The organism is Paenibacillus sp. JT22N12, assembly GCF_056269365.1.
This window is the reverse complement of sequence record NZ_JBWDNU010000005.1, coordinates 199460-221513: the sequence shown is the minus strand read 5'-3', so window position 1 is coordinate 221513 and position 22054 is coordinate 199460. Positions and strand designations below refer to the sequence as shown.

At 48.5% G+C, this 22054-nt stretch carries 20 protein-coding genes; 17 read left to right on the top strand and 3 right to left on the bottom strand.

Annotated elements, in window-relative coordinates; translation table 11 throughout:
* Positions 1 to 44: 44 nt before the first annotated feature.
* Complete coding sequence (locus AC0YOA_RS20280; protein ID WP_475788137.1) at positions 45 to 899, bottom strand: helix-turn-helix domain-containing protein; 855 nt, start codon at positions 897 to 899, stop codon at positions 45 to 47.
* Positions 900 to 1061: 162 nt separating this feature from the next.
* Here AC0YOA_RS20280 and AC0YOA_RS20275 point away from each other — a divergent pair, with 162 nt between their 5' ends.
* A complete protein-coding gene (locus tag AC0YOA_RS20275; RefSeq protein WP_210038885.1) occupies positions 1062 to 1799 on the top strand; it encodes a phytanoyl-CoA dioxygenase family protein in 738 nt (245 codons plus the stop codon).
* A 140-nt stretch (positions 1800 to 1939) separates the two neighbouring features.
* Here the strand turns inward: AC0YOA_RS20275 and AC0YOA_RS20270 are convergent, their stop codons facing one another.
* Positions 1940 to 2668: a hypothetical protein gene (locus AC0YOA_RS20270; RefSeq protein WP_475788136.1), complete on the bottom strand. Its 729-nt coding sequence runs from the start codon at positions 2666 to 2668 to the stop codon at positions 1940 to 1942.
* A gap of 361 nt (positions 2669 to 3029) precedes the next feature.
* Between AC0YOA_RS20270 and coxB the strand changes: the two genes are divergently transcribed.
* The 12 genes from coxB to AC0YOA_RS20210 all read left to right on the top strand — a co-directional run bounded on the left by coxB (position 3030) and on the right by AC0YOA_RS20210 (position 16376).
* Complete coding sequence (gene coxB, locus AC0YOA_RS20265) at positions 3030 to 4070, top strand: cytochrome c oxidase subunit II (protein WP_210038886.1); 1041 nt, start codon at positions 3030 to 3032, stop codon at positions 4068 to 4070.
* 67 nt (positions 4071 to 4137) lie between these two features.
* Positions 4138 to 5946 carry a cytochrome c oxidase subunit I gene (gene ctaD, locus AC0YOA_RS20260; RefSeq protein ID WP_475788336.1) on the top strand — a complete coding sequence of 603 codons (1809 nt, stop codon included), beginning with the start codon at positions 4138 to 4140 and terminating at the stop codon, positions 5944 to 5946.
* Positions 5943 to 6563 (top strand): cytochrome (ubi)quinol oxidase subunit III, encoded by a 621-nt coding sequence (locus tag AC0YOA_RS20255; RefSeq protein WP_210038888.1) that lies wholly within the window; start codon positions 5943 to 5945, stop codon positions 6561 to 6563. Before ctaD ends, AC0YOA_RS20255 begins: the two co-directional genes overlap by 4 nt.
* 4 nt (positions 6564 to 6567) lie before the next feature.
* The gene (locus AC0YOA_RS20250; RefSeq protein WP_210038889.1) at positions 6568 to 6885 is read left to right on the top strand and encodes a cytochrome C oxidase subunit IV family protein; all 318 of its coding nucleotides are present in this window, start codon (positions 6568 to 6570) and stop codon (positions 6883 to 6885) included.
* Between the two features lie 87 nt (positions 6886 to 6972).
* Positions 6973 to 7890 (top strand): cytochrome c oxidase assembly factor CtaG, encoded by a 918-nt coding sequence (gene ctaG, locus AC0YOA_RS20245; RefSeq protein WP_475788135.1) that lies wholly within the window; start codon positions 6973 to 6975, stop codon positions 7888 to 7890.
* Positions 7891 to 7969: 79 nt separating this feature from the next.
* On the top strand, positions 7970 to 8425 hold the full coding sequence (locus tag AC0YOA_RS20240; protein WP_379113533.1) for a DUF420 domain-containing protein: 456 nt from the start codon (positions 7970 to 7972) through the stop codon (positions 8423 to 8425).
* Between the two features lie 173 nt (positions 8426 to 8598).
* Positions 8599 to 11634 carry a PAS domain S-box protein gene (locus tag AC0YOA_RS20235; RefSeq protein ID WP_475788134.1) on the top strand — a complete coding sequence of 1012 codons (3036 nt, stop codon included), beginning with the start codon at positions 8599 to 8601 and terminating at the stop codon, positions 11632 to 11634.
* A gap of 371 nt (positions 11635 to 12005) precedes the next feature.
* Positions 12006 to 12731 carry a hypothetical protein gene (locus AC0YOA_RS20230; RefSeq protein WP_475788133.1) on the top strand — a complete coding sequence of 242 codons (726 nt, stop codon included), beginning with the start codon at positions 12006 to 12008 and terminating at the stop codon, positions 12729 to 12731.
* Between the two features lie 39 nt (positions 12732 to 12770).
* Positions 12771 to 13175 carry a GntR family transcriptional regulator gene (locus AC0YOA_RS20225; protein ID WP_210038894.1) on the top strand — a complete coding sequence of 135 codons (405 nt, stop codon included), beginning with the start codon at positions 12771 to 12773 and terminating at the stop codon, positions 13173 to 13175.
* A gap of 13 nt (positions 13176 to 13188) precedes the next feature.
* Entirely contained in the window at positions 13189 to 14106 is a 918-nt protein-coding gene (locus AC0YOA_RS20220; RefSeq protein ID WP_475788132.1) for an ABC transporter ATP-binding protein, read from the top strand.
* A gap of 40 nt (positions 14107 to 14146) precedes the next feature.
* The gene (locus AC0YOA_RS20215; RefSeq protein ID WP_475788131.1) at positions 14147 to 15049 is read left to right on the top strand and encodes an ABC transporter ATP-binding protein; all 903 of its coding nucleotides are present in this window, start codon (positions 14147 to 14149) and stop codon (positions 15047 to 15049) included.
* On the top strand, positions 15042 to 16376 hold the full coding sequence (locus AC0YOA_RS20210) for an ABC transporter permease (protein WP_475788130.1): 1335 nt from the start codon (positions 15042 to 15044) through the stop codon (positions 16374 to 16376). The genes AC0YOA_RS20215 and AC0YOA_RS20210 overlap by 8 nt, the downstream gene beginning before the upstream one ends.
* 147 nt (positions 16377 to 16523) lie before the next feature.
* Here the strand turns inward: AC0YOA_RS20210 and AC0YOA_RS20205 are convergent, their stop codons facing one another.
* Positions 16524 to 17387, bottom strand: a complete 864-nt coding sequence (locus AC0YOA_RS20205) for an RCC1 domain-containing protein (protein ID WP_475788129.1) — start codon at positions 17385 to 17387, stop codon at positions 16524 to 16526.
* 756 nt (positions 17388 to 18143) lie between these two features.
* Between AC0YOA_RS20205 and AC0YOA_RS20200 the strand changes: the two genes are divergently transcribed.
* The 4 genes from AC0YOA_RS20200 to AC0YOA_RS20185 all read left to right on the top strand — a co-directional run bounded on the left by AC0YOA_RS20200 (position 18144) and on the right by AC0YOA_RS20185 (position 21897).
* Positions 18144 to 19205 (top strand): DUF4097 family beta strand repeat-containing protein, encoded by a 1062-nt coding sequence (locus AC0YOA_RS20200; protein WP_475788128.1) that lies wholly within the window; start codon positions 18144 to 18146, stop codon positions 19203 to 19205.
* Between the two features lie 24 nt (positions 19206 to 19229).
* Positions 19230 to 19904 (top strand): response regulator transcription factor, encoded by a 675-nt coding sequence (locus AC0YOA_RS20195; protein ID WP_475788127.1) that lies wholly within the window; start codon positions 19230 to 19232, stop codon positions 19902 to 19904.
* 11 nt (positions 19905 to 19915) lie between these two features.
* Positions 19916 to 21289: a sensor histidine kinase gene (locus tag AC0YOA_RS20190; RefSeq protein ID WP_475788126.1), complete on the top strand. Its 1374-nt coding sequence runs from the start codon at positions 19916 to 19918 to the stop codon at positions 21287 to 21289.
* Between the two features lie 137 nt (positions 21290 to 21426).
* Positions 21427 to 21897, top strand: a complete 471-nt coding sequence (locus AC0YOA_RS20185) for a pentapeptide repeat-containing protein (protein ID WP_475788125.1) — start codon at positions 21427 to 21429, stop codon at positions 21895 to 21897.
* Positions 21898 to 22054 lie beyond the last annotated feature (157 nt).

The following is a 22054-nucleotide window of genomic DNA, read 5'->3' as shown; positions in this document are numbered from 1 at the left end:
AGAGACCATCATATCCTAAATGGTGGAGGAAATGCAATGTTTTTTTATTCAGCCTTGGTACGGAAGCTCCTTGGAGCATCTCCAAACTTCCGTTTGAACATTTTCTCAAAATGGGTCAGCGTGTTGAATCCGGAAATATAGCTGACTTCCGAGATCGGGAGTGAGGAGGACTGGATGAGCGATTTGGCAAAATTAAGCCTGAGGCTCTGCAAATATTGCTGAAAGGCAGTCCCGGTCGTTTTGCGGAAGCAATCGCTGAAATAATTGGGGGAAAGCCTTGCCTGTCTGGCAGCGGCTTCCAGAGAGAGCGGTTCGCGAAAATGATGATGGATATACACGAGGCTATCCTGGATGCCGGCTGAATGGGCATGAGGCATTGGCGGCTGCTTCCTCTCCACTTCCCCGGCTTCGGCCTCGCATGCGCGCAGCAATTCAATCAGTATACGGTTCAGAGCGCTTCCCACCATGAGACGCCTGCCGGAGAATTGACTGGCTGATTCCTTCATAATAAGCGAGAAGCATGCAATCAGATCCGGCGTCATGCTCTCTGTCATTACAGCAGAAAGTTCAACAGGATTATGAAACAGCAGCTCGCGCATCTGAGGCTCAATCCACTCATCGGAAAATATGAGATTGTAAATCTCCAGAGAGTTCCCTCGCGAAGGGCCGATTATATGAAAATCCGCCGGCGTCAGCAGGAAGAGATTACCTCTTGCGATCGTCATCGGAACTCCGTTGACAATATTATAGCCTTCACCTGACACGACGAAGGAAATCTCATAAAACTCATGCCAATGAAGATCCACCTGTTCCTCAATATGCTGATGAAAGATACGGAAGGTCGAGGAGGAGAAATACTCGTCATTGGTCAGTCTTGTCGGCAGCGGGGGATAGACCATTTGTTTCCTTCATCTCCTTTCATCTAAGTAGATTATAAAGGAATTCATCATCAATCTGAAGATATGCGTATTATATCTGAACATAAAAGGAGAATTCACAGGCCGAAACATTATAAAATGAGGACAACAGGCAAGGAAACACAAACGAAGGAGGCATTTTTAATGCAATTGTCTACGCTTTCAAAGGAACAGGTTGACTATTATCAGGAGAATGGCTATTTGCTCCACAATAAACAGCTTTTCAGCCCGGAAAAAATGCGTACTCTCACGGAAATCTTCGAGGAGCAGCTGGCCCAAAAAGGCAGCAAGCTGTCCGATGAGCTGGATACGCCACATTTTCGCGATGAACGGCTGTTGGATTATCTGCTGAGCGACGAGGTGCTCGATCTGGTTGAACCCATAATCGGGCCCAATATCGGACTCTGGTCAAGTCACTTTATATGTAAGGATCCTGTAGTTGGCCGCCCGACTCCCTGGCATGAGGATTCTACGTACTGGAAGGGACGTCTGAGCTCCTTCGATAAAATCATCACGGTCTGGCTTGCCATCGACCGCAGCTGGAAAGAGAATGGATGCATGCGCGTGATTCCCGGCACTCATCGGAACGGGTTCTCAGAGTACGAGGATATCGACGCGGCCAAGAATCTGTTTGCCACCCAAATCAAGAACGTTGACGAGTCTGAAGCCGTTTATTTCGAGCTGGAGCAAGGAGAATGCTCGCTGCATGATTCCCGTATCATTCATGGTGCAGAAGCGAACAAGAGCCCTTACCGACGCTGCGGCTACACAATGAGGTATTTCTCCACGGAAGCAAAGGTTGTGCCGGAGAAGAATCCCGGGTTCAAGGTGTGGCTGGCCAGGGGCAAGAATATTGCAGGCAGCAAATTCGTGAACGAATAAACTGCCCGGGCCGGGTATATCAGGCGGGGCAGCGTAATCTTATTGCATATATTATAGAAGAAATAAATCCTCAATCGGCATTTTATGCTTGCAGATCAAGACCGGGAAATGTGCGTCAGCGCATTCCTCAGTCTTGATCTTTATTTTGTTTGTGCGCGGCGGATCTGTACATCCAGCGGTTCGGGAACATCATCGCCGCCAACAAACTGATGCTTGACCAATTTATTGAAGGAGTCTGTCCAAAGGGTGAGAGGGTGTCCTGCCCATGCTTCCTGGGCATACTGGACAAGGTGGTTCACGAACTGCTGGTTGGCCGATATATGAACTTCCTGAACAGCAGGCGCCAGTCTGCGTATATGAACGGCAATGGTCTGCTTGAGCTCGCCTGAAATTTCATTATGATCATTGACAGACAACTGGGAATTATAAGGACCGACGATCCGCTGGTTGTTCCAGTACGGACTGCCGTTATCCGAATTATAAACGCCGGAGTTCGACCCGGTATTGTTCTGCTCCCGGGTGCCTCTGCCGCCGGTTTTACGGGTGTGGGTTGCCGTCCAGTCCAGCGTCATGCCTACATATGCGTTCTTGTCCGTCAGAAATACGAGCGCGGCAGCAACGCCGTTGATGTTGGACACTTCGGTCGAGAGCATGTTGCTGTACTCGAGCCACTGATTGTCATGTTGACCCGGCAAGCCGCTCATCGTCCCGTACATGCGGCTGCCGAGCATTTTCGGATCGTTCTTCTGCTGGGTGCCGTAATCGTAGGTGCTGTTCTCGGTTTGTCGTCTGTAATTGCAGCCGCTTGAGACGGTTAGAATGACGGCAATTGCGGTGAATGACATAAGAAGCTTGCGCAGCTTTTCCACGGTGGTTCGCCCCTTCCTTTAATCTGTTCTTAGCATGGGCGTCGAAACTTGAAATATGCATCACAATTTCATACATAAAGAACCATGGTTTAAGCAAACAATGAAGGATAGACATGGAGCTTCAAGAGGGTCATGGAGCAGGCTGTTGGCAAGCAAAAAAAGCGCTAAAATCGAGGTTTTTTCAGCTTTGAGAACAATTTGTGAACTCTCTTGGGAACATTGACAAATAGCACCTCCAACTTTATATTTAATAAAGTGATTAGATTGCGGAAGTTTGTCTATACACCTAGGAAAATCACGCAGCAGGCCGTATTTCCGCCATCCAAGGCTGCTGCGAAAAAGTCAAAAGTGGGGTTGATTGATGATGAATCGGTGGCACGTTCTAAAACGGCTTATGCCGCTTCTTGCGGGGATGGTATTGCTCCTGTCAGCATGCGGACGAGCTGACCTGTCGACTCTTAGACCGCAAGGACCGGTAGCCGAGGAACAATTCGGACTAATGAAGTTGACTATTATTATCATGGTAATTGTAGTCGTGGTCATCTTCGCAATTGCGTTCTATGTTATTATTCGCTTTCGCCGTCGTCCAGGCGACAAAATTCCGGTTCAGGTTGAAGGTAACCACAAGCTGGAAATTATTTGGACCGTTATTCCGATCATTCTTTTGATCATTCTCGGTGTTCCGACAATCAAGACGGTTTTTGGACTCGCACAGGATTATTCCAAAGATCCCAACGCGATTCAGATCAAGGTTACCTCTCATCAATATTGGTGGGAATTTGAATACCCGAAATACGGATTGAAGACGGCTCAGGAGCTTTTGATTCCTAATGATGCCGTTATCTCCATCGAAGCCAAGACGGCTGATGTGCTTCACTCCTTCTGGATTCCTTCACTTGCGGGTAAGATCGATACGAACCCGGGCGGCAACGTCAACAGAATGTATTTTGAGGCGCCGAAGACAGGCGTGTACTTAGGGAAATGCGCCGAACTTTGCGGACCTTCCCACTCACTGATGGATTTCAAGGTAAAAGTAGTCGACCGCGCTTCTTTTGATCGCTGGGTTGCACAGATGAAAGAGCCTGTTGCGCTGCCTGCCGATCAGGCAACTGCGGATCTCATAACGAACCAGTGCTTGTCATGTCATGCGATTGGCGCCAATGGCGGACAAACCTATCCGAACCTGACAGGTATCGGAAGCCGCGATGCGGTTGCGGGCATATTAGTCAATAGAGACGAGCCTAAATACAAGAATGAAGGATCGGTTGAGGATAACCTCAAGAAATGGATATCAGATCCTCAAGCCGTTAAACCTGGATCACTAATGCCGAAAGTAGAGCTCAACGATCAACAGATTGATGCCATTGCCAAGTACTTGGCTGACTTGAAGCTTAATTATTAATACTCGCGGATTGAAGGAGGTACCAACTTTGGCTCACGCACATGCGGTTAAACGGTATAGCGGCTTAATGGATTGGCTGACAACCGTTGACCATAAGAAAATTGGCATTCTGTATTTGATTTCAGGTGGCTTCTTCTTCCTTGTTGGCGGTTTGGAAGCTATTATGATTCGGATTCAGTTATGGCAGCCGCAAAATGATTTTGTCAGCGCTGATACATATAACCAGCTGTTGACCATGCACGGTACAACTATGATTTTCCTCGCCGCGATGCCGATGATTTTCGCGATGATGAATGCGGTTATACCGCTGCAGATTGGCGCGCGCGACGTTGCCTTTCCTTTTGTAAACGCACTTGGATTTTGGACATTCTTCGCAGGCGGAGTGCTGCTGAATGTCAGCTGGTTCACAGGTGGAGCGCCGGACGCGGGCTGGACATCATATGTACCGCTTGCAACCTCCACCTATAGTGCGGATCATGGCGTTGATTATTATGTCATCGGTTTGCAGATCGCCGGTATCGGAACGCTGATCGGCGGTATCAACTTCCTGGCGACGATTATTAATATGCGCGCTCCGGGCATGAGCTTCATGCGTATGCCGATGTTTACCTGGACCGCATTCATTACCTCGGCGCTCATTCTGTTCGCTTTCCCAGCCCTGACGGTTGGTCTGGTGGCGCTGATGTTTGACCGCTTGTTCAGCGGTAATTTCTTCGAGGTCAATAATGGCGGTAACGCCGTTCTATGGGAGCATATCTTCTGGATCTTCGGACATCCTGAGGTATATATCCTCATCCTGCCGGCTTTCGGAGTTATATCCGAAGTCATCAGTACGTTCTCACGCAAACGGCTGTTTGGATACAGCTCCATGGTTTTCGCAACGGTTCTGATCGGCTTCCTCGGCTTCATGGTTTGGGCGCATCACATGTTTACAACCGGTCTTGGACCAGTTGCCAACGCCTTGTTCTCAATCGCGACGATGCTGATCGCTGTACCTACCGGTATCAAAATCTTCAACTGGCTGTTCACGATGTGGGGCGGTTCCATCAAGTTTACAACAGCCAATTTGTTTGCCATCGGATTTGTGCCTACGTTCGTAATGGGTGGAGTAACCGGCGTTATGCTGGCTGCCGCTCCGGCCGATTACCAGTACCATGACACCTATTTCGTTGTCGCTCACTTTCACTACGTTATTGTCGGCGGTTTGATCTTCGGTATTTTCTCAGGTCTCCATTACTGGTGGCCCAAAATGTTCGGCCGCATGCTGAATGAAAATCTTGGCCGCTTAACGTTCTGGACCTTCTTCATCGGCTTCCACTTGACGTTCTTCCTGCAGCATTTCCTTGGACTGATGGGGATGCCTCGTCGGGTCTGGACATATCTGGATGGCATGGGCTTCAATAATTTGAATATGATTAGTACAGTTGGAGCCATGTTGATGGGTCTTGGCACAATATTCTTCCTGGTCAATATCGTCGTAACAGCAATGAAACCGCAGAATGCCCTTGGCGATGCGTGGGAAGACGGCCGTACGCTGGAATGGTCGATTCCATCGCCTCCGCCGGAGTATAACTTTTTGCAGACGCCTCTTGTGCGCAGCTACGATCCTTTCTGGAAAGAAAAAATGGACGGCAATACCGGCATGACGCCGGCTGAACCGGTTGGACCGATTCATATGCCTTCACCATCTATTCTGCCGTTAATTATGTCGATCGGCTTGTTTATCGCAGGTCTTGGATTTATGTATCACCAAACGATTGTGGGTATCGTGGGCTTGGTTATCACGTTCGGCTGTATGTTTCTCCGCTCGGTCTTCGATGATCATGGCTTCCATATTGAACCGGAAGAACTGCATGACAAGGGGGTAAAAGCATGAGCGCACACTCGCATGTAGATGGAAAGCTGCCGCACGAGCCGGAGAAGGCAACTCTTGAGGGCCGCAATAAAGTGACCGGCTTCTGGCTCTTCCTTGGCGGGGAGACGGTCTTGTTCGGAACCTTGTTCTCCATGTTTCTGGCGCTTCGTCACCAGGTGGGAGACGGAAATCCGACATCGCAAGAGCTGTTCCAGCTTCCGACGGTTGCCGCGGCAACCTTCATCCTGCTGGTGTCCAGTTTGACAAGCGTGTTCGCGATCCAAGCGATGCACACCAATAAAGTTAAAGCGATGATCAATTGGCTCATCATTACGATTGTTCTGGGTCTTGGCTTCCTTGGACTTGAGATTTATGAATTTACCGAATATGTCCATGAAGGACATAAATTCTCAACGAGCGCGTTCAGTACATCGTTCTATACACTGGTAGGCTTTCACGGTGCTCACGTAGCTTTCGGGGTATTGTGGATCGGATTGCTTATCGCGCAAATTTTCAAAAAAGGGTTAACTGTTGTAACTGCGCCGAAGATTTATGTTGCTGGTATGTACTGGCATTTTATCGACGTCGTGTGGGTTTTCATCTTCACTGTCGTTTATCTGATGGGAAAGGTGGGCTAACCAAATGTCAAGCCAAGACACAACTGTTGAAGAGCATGGCAAACGCCATAAGCATGAAGGACCACAGAAGCATATCGTCGCTTTTATTTTCTCTATCCTGCTTACGGTAATTGCCTTCTCCATGGTAGCCGCCGGTGAAATAAACGGAACGTTTATTTATATCATGCTGGTGTTTATGGCCATTCTGCAAGTTATTATCCAAATGTCATTTTGGATGCACATGAAGGATCGCGGACATATTTTCCCGATAGTTGGTATTCTCATGGGAGTGTTCGTTGTGTTCACCATTGTTATCATGGCTGAGTATTGGGCATGGTGGTAGTACACGGATAAATTGAAAAGAGGGTGGTCCTTGCTGGCCCCCTCTTTTGTTGTAAATATGGGTAATGCTGGGAAGGGGGATCAAGGCATGCTAGGTTTGCAGTACTTCACCTTTGAAGAGCTATGGAGCCCAATCTTTTTCTTTTTTATTGCTGCGATTGTTATTCTGTATTTCTATATGGTGGGACCGTGGAAGCTGAAGCACGCGCCGCAGGAGCCGCCAGCGACTTGGCTCCAGAAAAGTTTATTTGTTTTCGGTGCTGTTTTGTATTATTTGGCACAAGGCGGGCCATTTGAGATGCTTGGACATATGATGTTTACATTTCACATGATGAATATGTCCATCTCTTATTTGATCGTTCCACCGCTGATTTTGCTGGCTGTACCTGGGTTTGTATGGCGAAAGATGTTCAGCGGGGCATTCTGGAAGAAGTTGAATCCGCTGATGCACCCGATTCTGTCATTGGTTCTGTTTAATATGCTGTTCTCGCTGTATCATGTTCCTCACGTGCATGATTTTGTCATGACGCATTATACGGTTCATCGTATCTATTATTTGGTTATGCTGCTGGCAGCCTTTATGATGTGGTGGCAAATTGTTTGCCCTGTTCCGGAGTGGAACCGTTTGACGGATCTGCGCAAAATGGCCTATGTATTTGCCAACGGGATCTTGCTCACGCCGGCTTGTGCACTGATTATCTTTGCGACCACACCCTTATATGCAACTTATAATGATCCTGAGGTATGGGCACAGGCAATGGGATACTGTGTATCCGGCGATCCTACCCGTCTGCTTACGATGTTCGACGGCCCGTCCTTCTTTAATCTGATGAAGCCCGTTGAAGATCAGCAGCTTGGCGGAATCGTGATGAAGCTGGTTCAGGAGCTGATGTACGGCAGTATTCTCGCTTATGTCTTTTTTCATTGGTATAAGAGAGAGCAAGGCGATACAGAGGATGAGCTGCCAAGAACAGGTAGCGCAGGCCCTGCAGGCGCAGGGGTTTAACCTGCAGGAACCGCCGCTTATGGCAGTGTAAATCGGTAATGGGTTTGAATTGAAAGAATTGGTGGGATGTTCCTTGTCAATGTATGATTTATTGCCTGCAATCAGCACGTCGTTCATCTTTATAAGCGGAATATTGGTAGCTATCGGTTGGCGTCTGGCGATTAAGAGAAGACTTGAGACGCATAAGAAGGTCATGATCGCGGGCTCCATAGCGGCGCTTCTCTTCTTTATTATTTATGTGTCCCGCACCATCTTCGTAGGAAATACGGAATGGGGCGGACCGGATGATCTGAAGACCTATTATATGGTGTTCCTGTTCTTCCACATTACGCTTGCCACGGTAGCGGCTGTGTTTGGCATCACGACGCTTACGCTTGCTTTTCGAAACAGCTTCGTCAAGCATCGCAAAGTAGGCAGGATTACATCGGTGATCTGGCTTGTCACCGTTGTTACGGGTGTTATCGTTTATGTGCTGTTATATTTAATGTATCCGGGCGGTCATACCAAACCGGTGCTTGATGTTTTGTTTGGGTAACCCGTATTAACCGGGACAATGGAATTAGATTAGTTCAAAAAGAAAGAATCGGAGCCTGCTTCGGTTCTTTTTCTATTTTATGCGGATATACACTAGACCCGCCGCCTCATGTTTATGACTACCTGTTTAATAGTATAATGAAGATATATCTAAAGAACCAAGGAGGGATCCGGATGACTATACCTCCGTTAAACCAGGATCCGCATTTTGGGCATATTTATCACCATGCGATGAATGGTGTTGCCATATTAGCTGCAGAGGATTTAGCGGTGCTGTATGCCAACCCTGCTTATAGAGATTTGACAGGCTTCTCCGAGAGCGAGCTGCTTCACAGAACGTTCCCTGAGCTGATTGAACGGATAAATGGTGAATCACCTCTCCCCAAGAAAGAGCTTGACCGTCTGCTGGCCTCAAGCGACGCCTTTTATGATACCGATCAGATCGTTCGGCATAAGCTGGGCTATGGCATCCGTACCCATCAACGATGGACGCGCTGCGCGGCAGAAAAAGATGTGGAGCAGCCGGCAAAATTGGTAGTTGAACTGTCTGCGAAAGTACCGGATATGGCTCTTGAGGCGATGGTTCCATCGATGCCCGACTATCAGGACTTATACTCGCTGATCACTCGCAATGCACAGGATCTGATCTCGATCAGTACGCCGGATGGCGTCTTGATCTATCTTTCTCCATCCTCCTGGAGCCTGCTCGGCTACAAGCCGGAGGAGTTTGTCGGCAGAAAACGCATGGATTATTATCATCCGGAGGATGCCGCCCAGATGGAGCAGCCCGGCATGCTTTATTCCGATAGAGAGCGTTTTATCCGCAGGCTGCAGCATAGGGATGGGCGGTATTTGTGGTTTGAGATATGGTCGCATGTCGTAAGAGACAAGAATGGAATCCCGGAGAAAATCTTATCCGTCGGCAGAAATGTAACGGAACGGAAGAAGTATGAGGATAGGCTGACCAAAGCCAAGCGGATTGCCAATATGGGTAGCTGGGAATGGGATTTGATCAAAGGGGAGCTGTCATTCTCGGAGGAAACACGCCGTATTTTCGGCTATGCGTTCCAAGCGTTTTCCAGCAGTATTGAGGTTGTCTTGGAACGAATTCATCCTGATGACCGTCAGCAGGCGAGGAATGTCGTGGAGCAATCTCTTCTTGATGGGCTCCCGGCTGCTTATAAATGCCGGATTGTGCTTCCTGACGGGGGAATCAGGACGCTCCGCAACCAGTGGGAAACGGTAGTGATTAAAGACGGGAAGCCCCTGCAGATGATCGGCATGGTGCAGGATATAACCGGTCAAACCCGGATGGAGGATCGTCTGCGCGAAAGCGAGCGCAATTACCGCATTATATCCGAGCATTCACTGGACTTTATCTCGCGTCATGCCGTGGACGACGCCTTGACGATCCTGTACGCTTCTCCGATCTGCCACCATATGCTGGGCTATGAGCAGAAGGAAATGATTGGTGCAAGCTATATCGATTATATTCATCCTGATGACAGAGTCCAGGTAAAGGCGGCTTTGGAAAACAATAAAAACGGGCGCTATCTGGAAACCTATGTATTCCGGTTCCGCAAGAAGGACGGGACGTATGTCTGGTTTGAGACAAGCAGCCGATACACGTATGATGAACATGATCAAATAAGTGAGCTCATTTCCATTTCCCGTAATATTACGGACCGTAAAATGTTCGAATCGAAGCTGAGCGAAAGCGAAAGCCGCTACAAATCGCTGTTCGATTATAATCCGTCGGGGATCAGTTCCTTTGATCTGGATTTTAAGTTTACTTCGCTTAATCCCAGTATGGAGAAGCTCACTGGCTACTCCAGAGAGGAACTGCTGGCGAAGCCGTTCAACGAGCTGTCACATCCGGATGATGCTGCGGAAACCGTCCGTCGCATAAAGCTTGTGATGCAGGGTCAGCCGCAGTCCTATGAAGCCCGAATGATCGGGAAGGACGGCCATGTACGGGATCTCAGCATTCATAATGTGCCGATCATGGTAAACGGACAGATCGTCGGTGTATATGGGATTGCATCGGATATTACGGAACGCAAGCAGTATATCAATCAAATCGAAAAGCTCAGCTATGAGCATGCGCTTATTCTGAATGCGGTATCTGAAGGGATTTTTGGCCTGGATATTACGGGCAGGCCTACCTTCATTAATCCGGCCGGAGCGCAGCTGCTGGGCTTCAGCTCCAGTGAATTGCTGGAATCGCTGGATCTGACCATGATTGAACAGTATGGCCCGCAGGGCTTGTCATCGGCGGATACCCCCATCTACCAGGCGATTCATAGCGGCCGTTCCCATCAGGAGAAGGAGGCTGTGCTGTGGAAGAAGGATGGTACCAGCTTTCTGGCGGAATATCAGGTGACTCCGCTCTTCGATAAGGGTGAACGCAAGGGGGCGGTCGTAGTATTCCGGGATATTACCGGCGAGAAGGAAATCCTCAAGGCCAAGGAGTCGGCGGAACGCGCGGACCGGGCCAAATCAGAATTTCTGTCGGTGATGAGCCATGAGCTGCGGACGCCGATGAACGGCATTATCGGCATGACGGATTTGCTGCTGCAAACCTCATTGGATGAAGAACAGCGCGGATATGCGGGAATTATCAGCCAGAGCAGCGAAGCGCTGCTTCTGATTCTCAATGATATACTCGATATCAGTAAAATCGAAGCCGGCAAAATGGTGCTGAACCGGGAGCCTTTTCCGATTCATGAGACCATGTCCAATCTGCTGGATCTCTTTCTTCACCGCGCGGTGGAGAAAGAGATCCAGCTGACCTGCGAAATAGCGGATGACGTTCCGGCGATCATAGTCGGGGATCCCGTCAGGCTGCGCCAGGTGCTCGTTAATCTGGTGGGCAATGCGATCAAGTTTACCGATTCGGGAAGCATATCTCTGACGGTTGATGTGAAGAGCAGAGCTTTATCCCAAGGGATACTGCTGGAATTCAAGGTGACCGATACAGGGATCGGGATTCCGCTGAATAAACAGAATCAGCTTTTCCAGTCCTTCTCCCAGCTGCACACTGCTATTAACCGCAAATATGGGGGTACGGGACTGGGTCTGGCTATTTCTAAAAATTTGGTGGAACTGATGGGCGGCATAATCGGTGTCGAGAGTGCGGAGTCGGAGGGAGCTACGTTTTATTTTACAATCGCGGTTGGGCTTGCGGAGGATGAAGGAGAGCCTGTCTAAAGGTGAACATACGCTGCAGAAACGAATATTGATACAAGTGTTAGACTTATGCCGGTCCGGTGAGGGCCGGTTTTTTTTTGAGCTTATAGAATTTATAACTTTCACGCCTGTACAATTCTTTAACATCTACGGGGAAAAACGTACGGAGCAGCCAAAAGGATGGCGACAGCCGGTTCTTCTTGACCTTGAGGTATTATTTATGAGTTTTGCTATTAGATGTGTGAAGGCTTGCGGGGAAACTAACTCTGAAATCGCCGAAGGAATGTATGAGCTTTTAAATTTTATACAAACCAGGGATTGACAGAACTGGCCCTCTGTCATTATACTGTGTATAAAGATATATACAGTATAATGAGTGAAGGAGGAAGAGCATGACCAGCTGGCGGGGAGCACTTGTATTATTCCAGCATGAAATGCGCCGATCCTGGGTTGGATTAATTGTTTCGATTTTATTCTTTTTATATGTCAGCTTATTTACATTCCCCTTGCTGCCTGTTTATGAGGAACCGAATCCTGCCTTCTCGTTCGATGCGTGGATGGGTGATTTCTTCTACCTGAGTCTGGTCCCCTGCTTAGGCTTTCTGATGGGTCAACATTCCTTTAAATTTTGGAAGAGGGATTACCTGAAAGAAAAGATCGCCTATTGGCGGACGATGCCGATTCAGATGAGCTCGATTGTTATCTTTAGAATCATTCAGATGCTCGTGGTCTTTCTGATAGTAGGACTGGTATTCTTTGCTTCACAGTATCTTGTCTCCAGTGGGCTTCGTCAGGCGCTCAGCCTTAGTGAGTACTTGGGATTCTTGCTGATCTGGCTGGGATATGGACTTGTGGTCGCCTCAACCTATATTTATTTCGAAATGGCGATCGGCGGGAGGATTTATCTGATTGTATGCTTCCTCTATATATTTATCTATGCCTTCATCGTCCTGCTGCTGTGGTTAAATCACTTCTCGGTTCTGGAATATACGCTGAATGCGGCCAGGCAGCATGAGCTGCTGCTGACCATCTGCATGCCGGTTGCCGGCATCCTGTCCATCCTTGTCATCGGATCGCTGGTCAAGAAGCGGCTGGATGTCAGTAATCTGGCGCAATAAGCAGTTCAAGCTGAAGTAAGAATAAAGAAGGTGTGCAAGGTGTGGATTCCCATTCAAATTAATGAACAAAGCGCAGAGCCCTTGTACCACCAAATCGAAGTGCAGCTGCGGGCTTTGATTGTAAGCGGACAGTTGGCTGAAAATACGCTTCTGCCTTCCATTCGGGAGCTCGCTCAGCATCTCAAATGCAGTGTGATTACGATCCGCCGCGTGTATCAGGATCTGGAGAACGAGGGTATTCTGCGGACACGGCAGGGTACAGGAACATTTGTGGCCAAGGTGGAGGAAGAGCAGCGCGATCTGCAGCGCCGCAGTGCGGTGATGGAGGCCCTTGAAGCCGCTGTCGATGCGGGTCTGCGGGTGCAATGCTCGGATGAGGAGATGCTGGATATGCTGCGGGACATATTGAAGCGCAAGCGGCAGCCCGGCGGCACTGACGAATGAAAGGAGGTGAATCGTGTTGGAGCAATCGGTAATACGGTTTAAAAAGCTCGTTCAGAAGAGAAAGCATTTTGAACTGGGACCTGTCAATCTGGATATTCCCAGAGGGTATGTAACCGCTATAGTGGGTCCCAATGGTTCGGGAAAAAGCTCGCTGCTGCGCCTGCTGCTGGATATTTCCAAACCGGATTCGGGGCAGATTGAGGTGCTTGGCGAGAGAGTCGGCTCCGGCAACGATCAGCTGCTGAAGGAGAAGATCGGCTATGTGCCGGAGCAAAGCAATGAGATCGACGATCATATGACAGCGGACCGGAAAGCGGAATTCATCCGGAAATGGTACCCGCAGTGGGATATTACCCTGTATCGCGAGCTGCTTCGCCGCTTCGATGTGGAGACGGACCTGAAGCTGGGCAAAATGTCCAAAGGGATGCGGCGGAAGTTCGATCTCTCCATCGCCATGGCGCATCAACCGCAGCTGCTGCTGCTGGATGAACCTTCATCCGGACTTGATCCCATTGCCTGGAAGACGATGATCGACGTCCTGCATCGTTACATGGAGAGGGGAGAGCGGACGATTCTTATGGCTTCGCATATCGTTGATGAGGTCAGGCGGCTTGCAGACTATATCGTGTTCATGGTTCATGGGCGTATGCTTGGCCTATACGAGAAGGATACGCTGCTGGAATCCTGGTATGTGCTGTATCTGGATGGCGGCAGTCAGGAGCGTCGTGGAGTCAACTGGAAGTCGGTCCCGGGCCTTTGCAGCATGGAGCATACCGGAGGAACCACCGTTAAGATAACGACAAGCGAAGCCAGGGAAGCGGAAGAGTGGTGTGCAGCACAGCAGGTGCATATTGTCGGAAGGCAGAAGTTGGAGCTGGATGATATTCTGGTTCTGCTGACGGAGAGAGAACGGCTGCGCATGCAGACTTGAGGCAGATCAACCCGAAATAGGAGAGGGGCTGGAAGGATCAATGAAAGCATTGAAAGTAAATCAGTTGATGAAGCAGTATGGGGACAAAACGGCGGTTAACGGAATCAATTTTGAAGTGGAGCAGGGGGAGATTTACGGTCTGCTGGGTGCCAATGGCGCCGGCAAGACGACAACGATGCGCATGGTGCTGGGACTCATCTACCCGGATGGAGGCAGCATTCACTACAGCGATAAGCCTTACGAGCTGGAGCAGCTGCGCAATCTGGGTTATTTGCCGGAGGAGCGCGGGCTGTATCCCAAGGTTAAGGTCAATGATCAGATCATCTATCTGGCCCAGCTCCGCGGCATGTCCCGCAAGGATGCCGACCGCAATCTAAGAAGATGGCTGGACCGGTTCAGCGTACCGGAGTATTACGGCAAGAAGGTGGAGGAGCTCTCCAAGGGGAATCAGCAGAAAATCCAGTTTATTGCGGCGGTTATCCATGAGCCGAAAATTGTCATTATGGATGAAGCGTTCAGCGGCCTTGACCCTGTCAATGTGGAGCTGCTTAAGTCGACGGTCAAGGAGCTGCGCGATGCGGGCACCAGCATCCTGTTCTCTACACACCGGATGGAGCATGTCGAGGAGCTGTGCCGCAATATTACGATTTTGCATAAAGGCAATCAGGTGCTGCAGGGCAATTTGAAGAGCATCAAGAATCAATTCCCGCGTGAGCGCATTATTCTTTCGACAACCGGCGAGGTGTCGGGACTGGAAACGCTTGAAGGCGTACAGAAGGTGAATCGTCATGAATATGGTTATGAATTGCTGATATCGGGCGAAGCGGCAGGCAGGCCGGTTCTGGAGCTGGCGATGGGGCAGACGGATGTCACGCGTTTTGAAGTCATGGAACCAACGCTTAACGAAATCTTTATAAAGACGGTAGGTGATAATCATGAGTAACGGATTCTGGACAGTTGTCGGATTTACGGTCAAGAACAAATTCAGAGGAAAAGCTTTTCTGATTACAACCGTTATTATTGCCATCATTCTTAGCGTGGTCATTAATCTTCCTTATCTCTTCGCCAAATTCAGCGGTGAGGACCAGCCGACAGCGGTTGGTTATCTGGGCAGCTCGCAGGATCAATTGAGTTCACAGATGTTTACCCCCGGTCATATCGCGGCGCAGCTGGGCGATTATTACAAAGCCCAGGAGAAGCCGGATATCGAAATGGTATCCATTCCCGATGCGGGGTCAGAAGAAGCCAATGAAAAAGCTCTCAAACAAGCGGTCGCCGATGGGAAGATTGACGGCTATCTCGAATTTGAACCAGGTGCAGAAGGCGCGTTCCCGAATGTTGTGTACAAGTCGGAAGCGCTGCTCGATACAAGCTCGACGCAATCGCTTCAGGTTGCGCTGCTGTCGATCAAGAATGATGCCATATTAAGCGGTGTGGGTCTAAGCGATGAGCTGAAGCAGGTGCTGCAGGCTCCGGTGGTCATCGATTCCGTCCAAATCTCCACATCCGAAGGCGCGGGCTCGGTGGGGCAGGGGAAAACGGCCTCGGAGCAAGCGATGGATATCGGTCTTGTCTATGTCATTATCTTCATGCTGTTCATGGCTATTATGATTACGGGGCAGATGATTGCAAGTGAAATAACCGCCGAAAAAAGCTCGCGTGTCATGGAGATTCTCATTACGAGCGTATCGCCGCTTAAGGGGATGTTCGGTAAAATATTCGGCATGTTCCTGGTCGGGATGACTCAAATTTCGGTATATGTTATCGTCATTGTTGTTAATATGACGCTGCCGCATAATCTGGAGACTCTGAAGGACATGAATATCTCGCTTAGTGAAATGGATCCGGTCCTGCTGGTCTATTCGATCATTTTCTATCTGCTCGGTTATTTCCTGTTTGCCACCATGTTCGCGGCGGTTGGTTCCATCGTCAGCCGTACCGAGGATCTCGGGCAGGCGGTACTGCCGATTACGATGCTTTCACTGGCAGGCTTCTATATCTGCATATTCGGGGGATTGAACAACCCCAACACGATGCTGGTCAAAGTGACGTCGTACATTCCCTTCTTCTCGCCTTATGTCATGGTCACCCGTCTGGGGCTGTCCGATCCGCCAGTATGGCAGCTCTGGATCTCGATCGCGGTGCTGATCGTATCGATACTTATCGTCGGCTGGCTGGCTGCGAGGATTTACCGCGCCGGGGTTCTGATGTACGGCAAGCGTCCGAGCATTCGTGAACTGCGGAAGGCTATGAGGGCGTACAAAGGGTAAGGGATTGCGTAATGTGATGAAGAACGAACTTCATGGTAAAATAACGCTAATTGTATAGAATGATGCCGGTAATTTTATATTAACAATGGCGGTCCAATGACGACGAATGCTTGTCGTTATTGGACTTTTTTTAATTAATATTGAAGATTATTTGCCGGGCAGTTGGATGCCGCGCCAGCCGCTTACATCGCATTGGCCATATTCATTATCACCTACAGCAACCACCGTGCCGTCCGATTTAAGACCGACGGTATGAGCGCAGCCCGCAGCAACCGCCACAATACCGCGCCAGCCGCTTACATTGCATTGGCCATGCTCATTCCAACCCACAGCCGCCACCGTGCCGTCCGATTTAAGGCCGATGGTATGATTACTACCCGCCGCTATCGCCACCATATCGCGCCAGCCGCTTACATCGCATTGGTCACGCTTATTCCAACCCACAGCCGCCACCGTGCCGTCCGATTTAAGACCGACGGTATGAAGGTAACCCGCCGCTGCCGCCACTATGCCGCGCCAGCCGCTTGCATTGCATTGGCCATATCGATTATTACCCACAGCCGCCACCGTGCCGTCCGATTTAAGCCCGATGGTATGCCAGTCACCAGTCGCTACCGCCACCATATCACGCCAGCCGCTTACATTGCATTGGCCTTCATTATTTCGACCCACAGCCACCACTGTGCCATCCGATTTCAGCCCGACGCTAAGACGCCAACCCGCGGCAACCGCTACAATATCGCGCCAGTCGTTTACATCGCATTGGTCATGCTTATTCCAACCCACAGCCGCCACCGTGCCGTCCGATTTAAGCCCGATTGTATGAGCATTACCCGTGTTCGTCGCCATATGAACATTACCCACCGCGACCGCCGTCATATCGCGCCAGCCGCTTACATCACATTGACCATATTTATTATCACCCACAGCCGTCACCGTGCCGTCCGATTTAAGACTAACGGTATGACGACGACCCGCCGCTATGGTATCTTTAGGCCACCTTTTCACCATGTCATTCCTCCTCGTATTCTTTTCTTTCCATCCGCTCATATTTGATCATACAACATTCATGCAAGATTTCGTTTCATATTCCTTGAACCCTTGCGCAGAAACCCAATAGTTCGTTTAGGCTCTATGGGTAGTCAATTTACAGCAATACAACATTCAAACAGGAAGGGCATATCAGAAATGATGAGATACATAGACCATTTTGCAAAGCAAAGCTTGTAAATCTAGCAAACATCGCATCGGCTTATTGTCCACCGTCATATTTGCTACTCTAACTGGCAGCTTAGCGCAACTTCATTTAAATTAATTTGTTTAACTCTGAGAATGCTAGGATAAATTTTACAATGGCAATTTTGATTGAACGAAAACCAGCCAATAGTTTGTCAACATTTCTCTCTTAAATTAAAATGACGATGGTAGTATACTAAAACGGGTACATTAACGAACCTTCCCTATGAACGTTGGAAGGTTTTTTGTTTGGATGATAATCATGGTAACCAGTTAAAGTCGATAAAGCATGCTCTCAAATACACCACACAAACAAATGGTCAACCAGTAAAAATTGGCTGACCTTATAATACGACGGCGAACGATAGTTGATTATTGACAACCTCATTTTCAATTCCGCCGGATACCCACTTGTTATGCGAGATCTCATCGTCGCATATATCTCTCATTAAATTCTAATGTGTTTGCAAAGTCTTTCTCATCCACTATGTTTTATGATTAGACCGATCAAAGAATATAGGAGGAATGAGAATGAAAGTTTCACCAAAAGTCATGTTGATGAGTGTTTCCCTAGGTGCGATGCTAATTAACGCGGGATGTGGAAAGAATGATGGAGATATGAAGCAATCCGTGCAACCCTTGTCCATGAAATCGTCGTCCGTGCAACTGTCGTCCATGAAATCGTCTTCCAAGCAAACAGTTACCTCGCTTCAACAGGTTCAAGCTAAGATACCTGGATTATCTTTCGATAAAGGTATTACCCGCGTCAAACTAGGAAATAGCACCCAAACGGTTTCGGTTTCGAACCAGTACGGTGCGATCAATATCAGGCAAGGGCAAGTCAAGGCTATCGAAATTCAAACAACGGTGGTCGTGGATCATGCTGAAAAAAAGGAAGCAATAGCTGTCGCTAATAAAACTGTATTGCAAGTTACGGAGGGCGCGCATCTGGACATCAAGACAGATAGCGAGCCTTATGGAGAGGGTAAGCAACTCCAGCCGAAAGTCTACTTGACGATTACGTTGCCTCAAGGAATCAAGCCTGACTTGAAGATCAATCAGCAAAATGGAGAACTATCTATGTCAAGCGTTACTGGCACTGGCAAAATCAATATGTCCGTATCGAATGGCAACATTACGGCAACTGACATCGGCGGAGAATTATCGTTACAAACGACAAATGGTACTATCCGTGTGTCCAATGTGAAGAAAAGCGTTCGAGCCTCCGTTACCAATGGAAATGTGCAAGCTGATCAAATTTCGGGACCAATGGATATCGAAACAAAGAACGGTAATTTGTCCTCAAAGGGCGCTGTTTCATCTATCAGAGCGGTCACCGTAACGGGAAACATTAACATCGAAACTGAGAAGGTTGGAGGTAATTGGAATTTATCCTCGACTGTAGGAGATGTTTACTTGACTTGGCCTGAGAGAGCGGATGTAGAGGTAGACGGGCGTACGTTATTTGGAAAAATCCGAACTGACTTTCCGTTAGTGATAAAAGGTAAGAGTGTAAGCGGGAAAGTCGGTGATGGCACGTATCATATTCGCGCGGATTCCAATGCCGGATTATCATTTATGAAAACGAGCTAAACTTGCTAAGAGGTGAATAAGAGTTTGAAGGAACGCGTCTTACTTATCGAGGATGAAATCGCAATGATACGCCTGCTGGAATTGGAGTTGGCTTATGAGGGGTATGAAATTGTGGTCGCGAGCGACGGCCTCGTTGGTACAAATATGGCTCTTAATGAAAACTTTGATTTGATTCTATTGGATTTGAATTTGCCTGGAATCAATGGAATAGAAGTGTGCAAGAGAATACGTACAGCGAAGCAAACGCCGATTATCATGCTAACGGCCAGGGATACGGTAAGGGACCGGGTGCGCGGACTGGATACCGGCGCGGATGACTATGTGCCTAAGCCGTTCGCGATCGAAGAGCTTCTTGCCCGCATGCGATCCTTACAGCGACGACTTCAGCCTAAGGAAACCGAGGATGTGTTGTATGCAAAGGATTTGACGTTGAACGTAACGGCGCATCGCGTCAGCCGCGACGGGGTGGAAATTGAATTGTCGCAACGCGAATTCGAACTTCTTCGGTGTTTGCTTACCAATAAAAATCGTCTGATGAACCGCGAAGCGTTGCTCAATAGCGTATGGGGCTATTCCTACGAGGGCGAAACGAACGTGGTGGATGTCTATATTCGGTATGTGCGTATGAAAGTAGATGACGGGTTCGAGGAAAAACTGATTCATACCGTCCGCGGCAGCGGTTATATCTTGAGGGACTGAAGGTGATGAGAATGAACACATGGACGTTCTCTCGCAAAGTCAGTGCATCCATTGCTGCAGCGACTCTTATAGTCGCGATCGTTGCTAGCGGATTTGTATATGTGACATTCAAGCATTGGACAGAACGTCAAGAGGTCGCTTTGCTTGCTTCAAAGCTTAAGCAATTCGAACTTCAGCTTGGCGATGTGACGTTTCTGCCTTCCTTGCTTCAACCGGTAACGGGAAAAGGCAGTGGTACAGGAAACGTATTTAAGCCGGATTTATCAGCATTTCTCGCGGATCTTGATGTTGGGCAGCGACTTGAAATGTTAGATCAGAATGGACAAGTGTTGGCTGGGGTTGGTAGTGAAAAATCTGGAAAGAAAATCGAATATATGGCTGAAAGAGATCTCACTTTGCCTGCATACGGCTCCGTAAAACTACTCCTTACAGAAGAAAGTGAGCATTCTCGCAGCGCAGCCGCCGAACGGGTGATAGGCAGACTTCTTCTGCTTGGTTTATTGATTGCAGCCGGAATGGCTATCGTTGTGGGGGGGATCGTGGCCCGTTCGACGTTGAAACCGATTCGTCGCATGATTAGTGAGGTACGGAGCATTAAGGCGAACGATTTGTCCCAGCGGCTGCATTTACCCGCCGCCAAGGATGAGCTTTATCAATTGGGGGAAACCTTCAACGTTTTTCTTCATAAGCTGGATGCTTCTTTTGACCAGCAACGACGTTTCGTCGCTGATGCCTCGCATGAGCTGAAAACGCCTATCGCCATCATTGAAGGGCATACGCATATGATACAGCGGTGGGGGAAAAAATCGCCGGAAGTGCTGGATGAGTCGTTGGCGCTCATGATGAATGAAACCAGAAGGATGAAGGAACTGATCGCACAGCTTCTCCTGCTTGCCGAAGCGGAAGAACCTCTTCCAGTCGAAGCTGTGGAGGTATGCGATCTCAAGATGACATTGAGTGAATTGCTTCCCCAAACCGTACACGTCAATCCCGAAGTCAAACTCGATTATGATGATAATCCGAGCGGGGTTGCCACTCTAATCAGGATGCCCGTTAGCGCCAGCTATCAGGTGCTGCGTAATATTATAGAGAATGCGCTGAAGTACACTCCCAAGGGCGGCACGGTAAGCATTAGACTTCAAGAAAAGGAGGGGCAGATAACGGTGTCAGTAGCCGACACCGGAATTGGGATATCCTCTGAACAACTGCCGCACATCTTCGATCGATTCTACCGTACGGAGAGTTCGCGGAACCGGACTCAAGGAGGATCGGGTCTTGGACTTGCTATCGCCAAAACAATCATGGAGCGTTATGGAGGTTCGATCACGATCGACAGTACCCTGGGACAAGGCACCAAAGTGACGTTGCGGTATATCAAGGGTTAAAGGGATTTCACTACTTGACCATGCACACAGCCCTTCACTAACGGACAGATTAGTTAAGTGGATAATAAAGGAAATTGATAAGCGCATGTTGAATATACAAATGCGGATCAATTTATAATCCGAAGGGGGATAGGAGAATGAGCTTGAAGGCGGAACCATTGAATTTGCAAAAAGCAGATATATCAGGGTCTAAGTGGCAGGAAGTCAGAGCTGAGGAGCTTGATATTGATAATGTCAGCCTGGCAAAGACGAAAGTGAATAACGTAAACATGAGTGAAATGTCTTTGAATGATGTTAATATGGGTGGAATTAAAATCTCGAACGCAAACATGTCGGGTTTAGGTATTCAGCATGCTAACTTCAGCCACGCTGTTATTGACCATGTCCACCTATTTGGAACGGAATTTCATAATGTGGTTCTTCCTATGGAGGGAGACGGAAACTTCAATCCTGAAGGAACATATAAACCGCTTCGTTTTCATAACTGTAACCTGTCTAATGGGCAATTAAGAAATTGTGATTTATCAAATGTTGAGATAACGGATTGTGACATTACTGGATTGAAAATAAACGGTATCTTGATTGCAGATTTAATCAAGAACAAATAAAGGCAAGTGACAAAGTATATAATAGTATAGGTAGAAATTGTTCGACTAACTGGTAGCGCAGTCTAGGAATGAGCATTCAATTAACCGTCTCGTGATGAGGCGGTTTTTCTTGTTGCATTCGGGGGCAAACCACAAAAATATTAAGAAGTTCTTCATA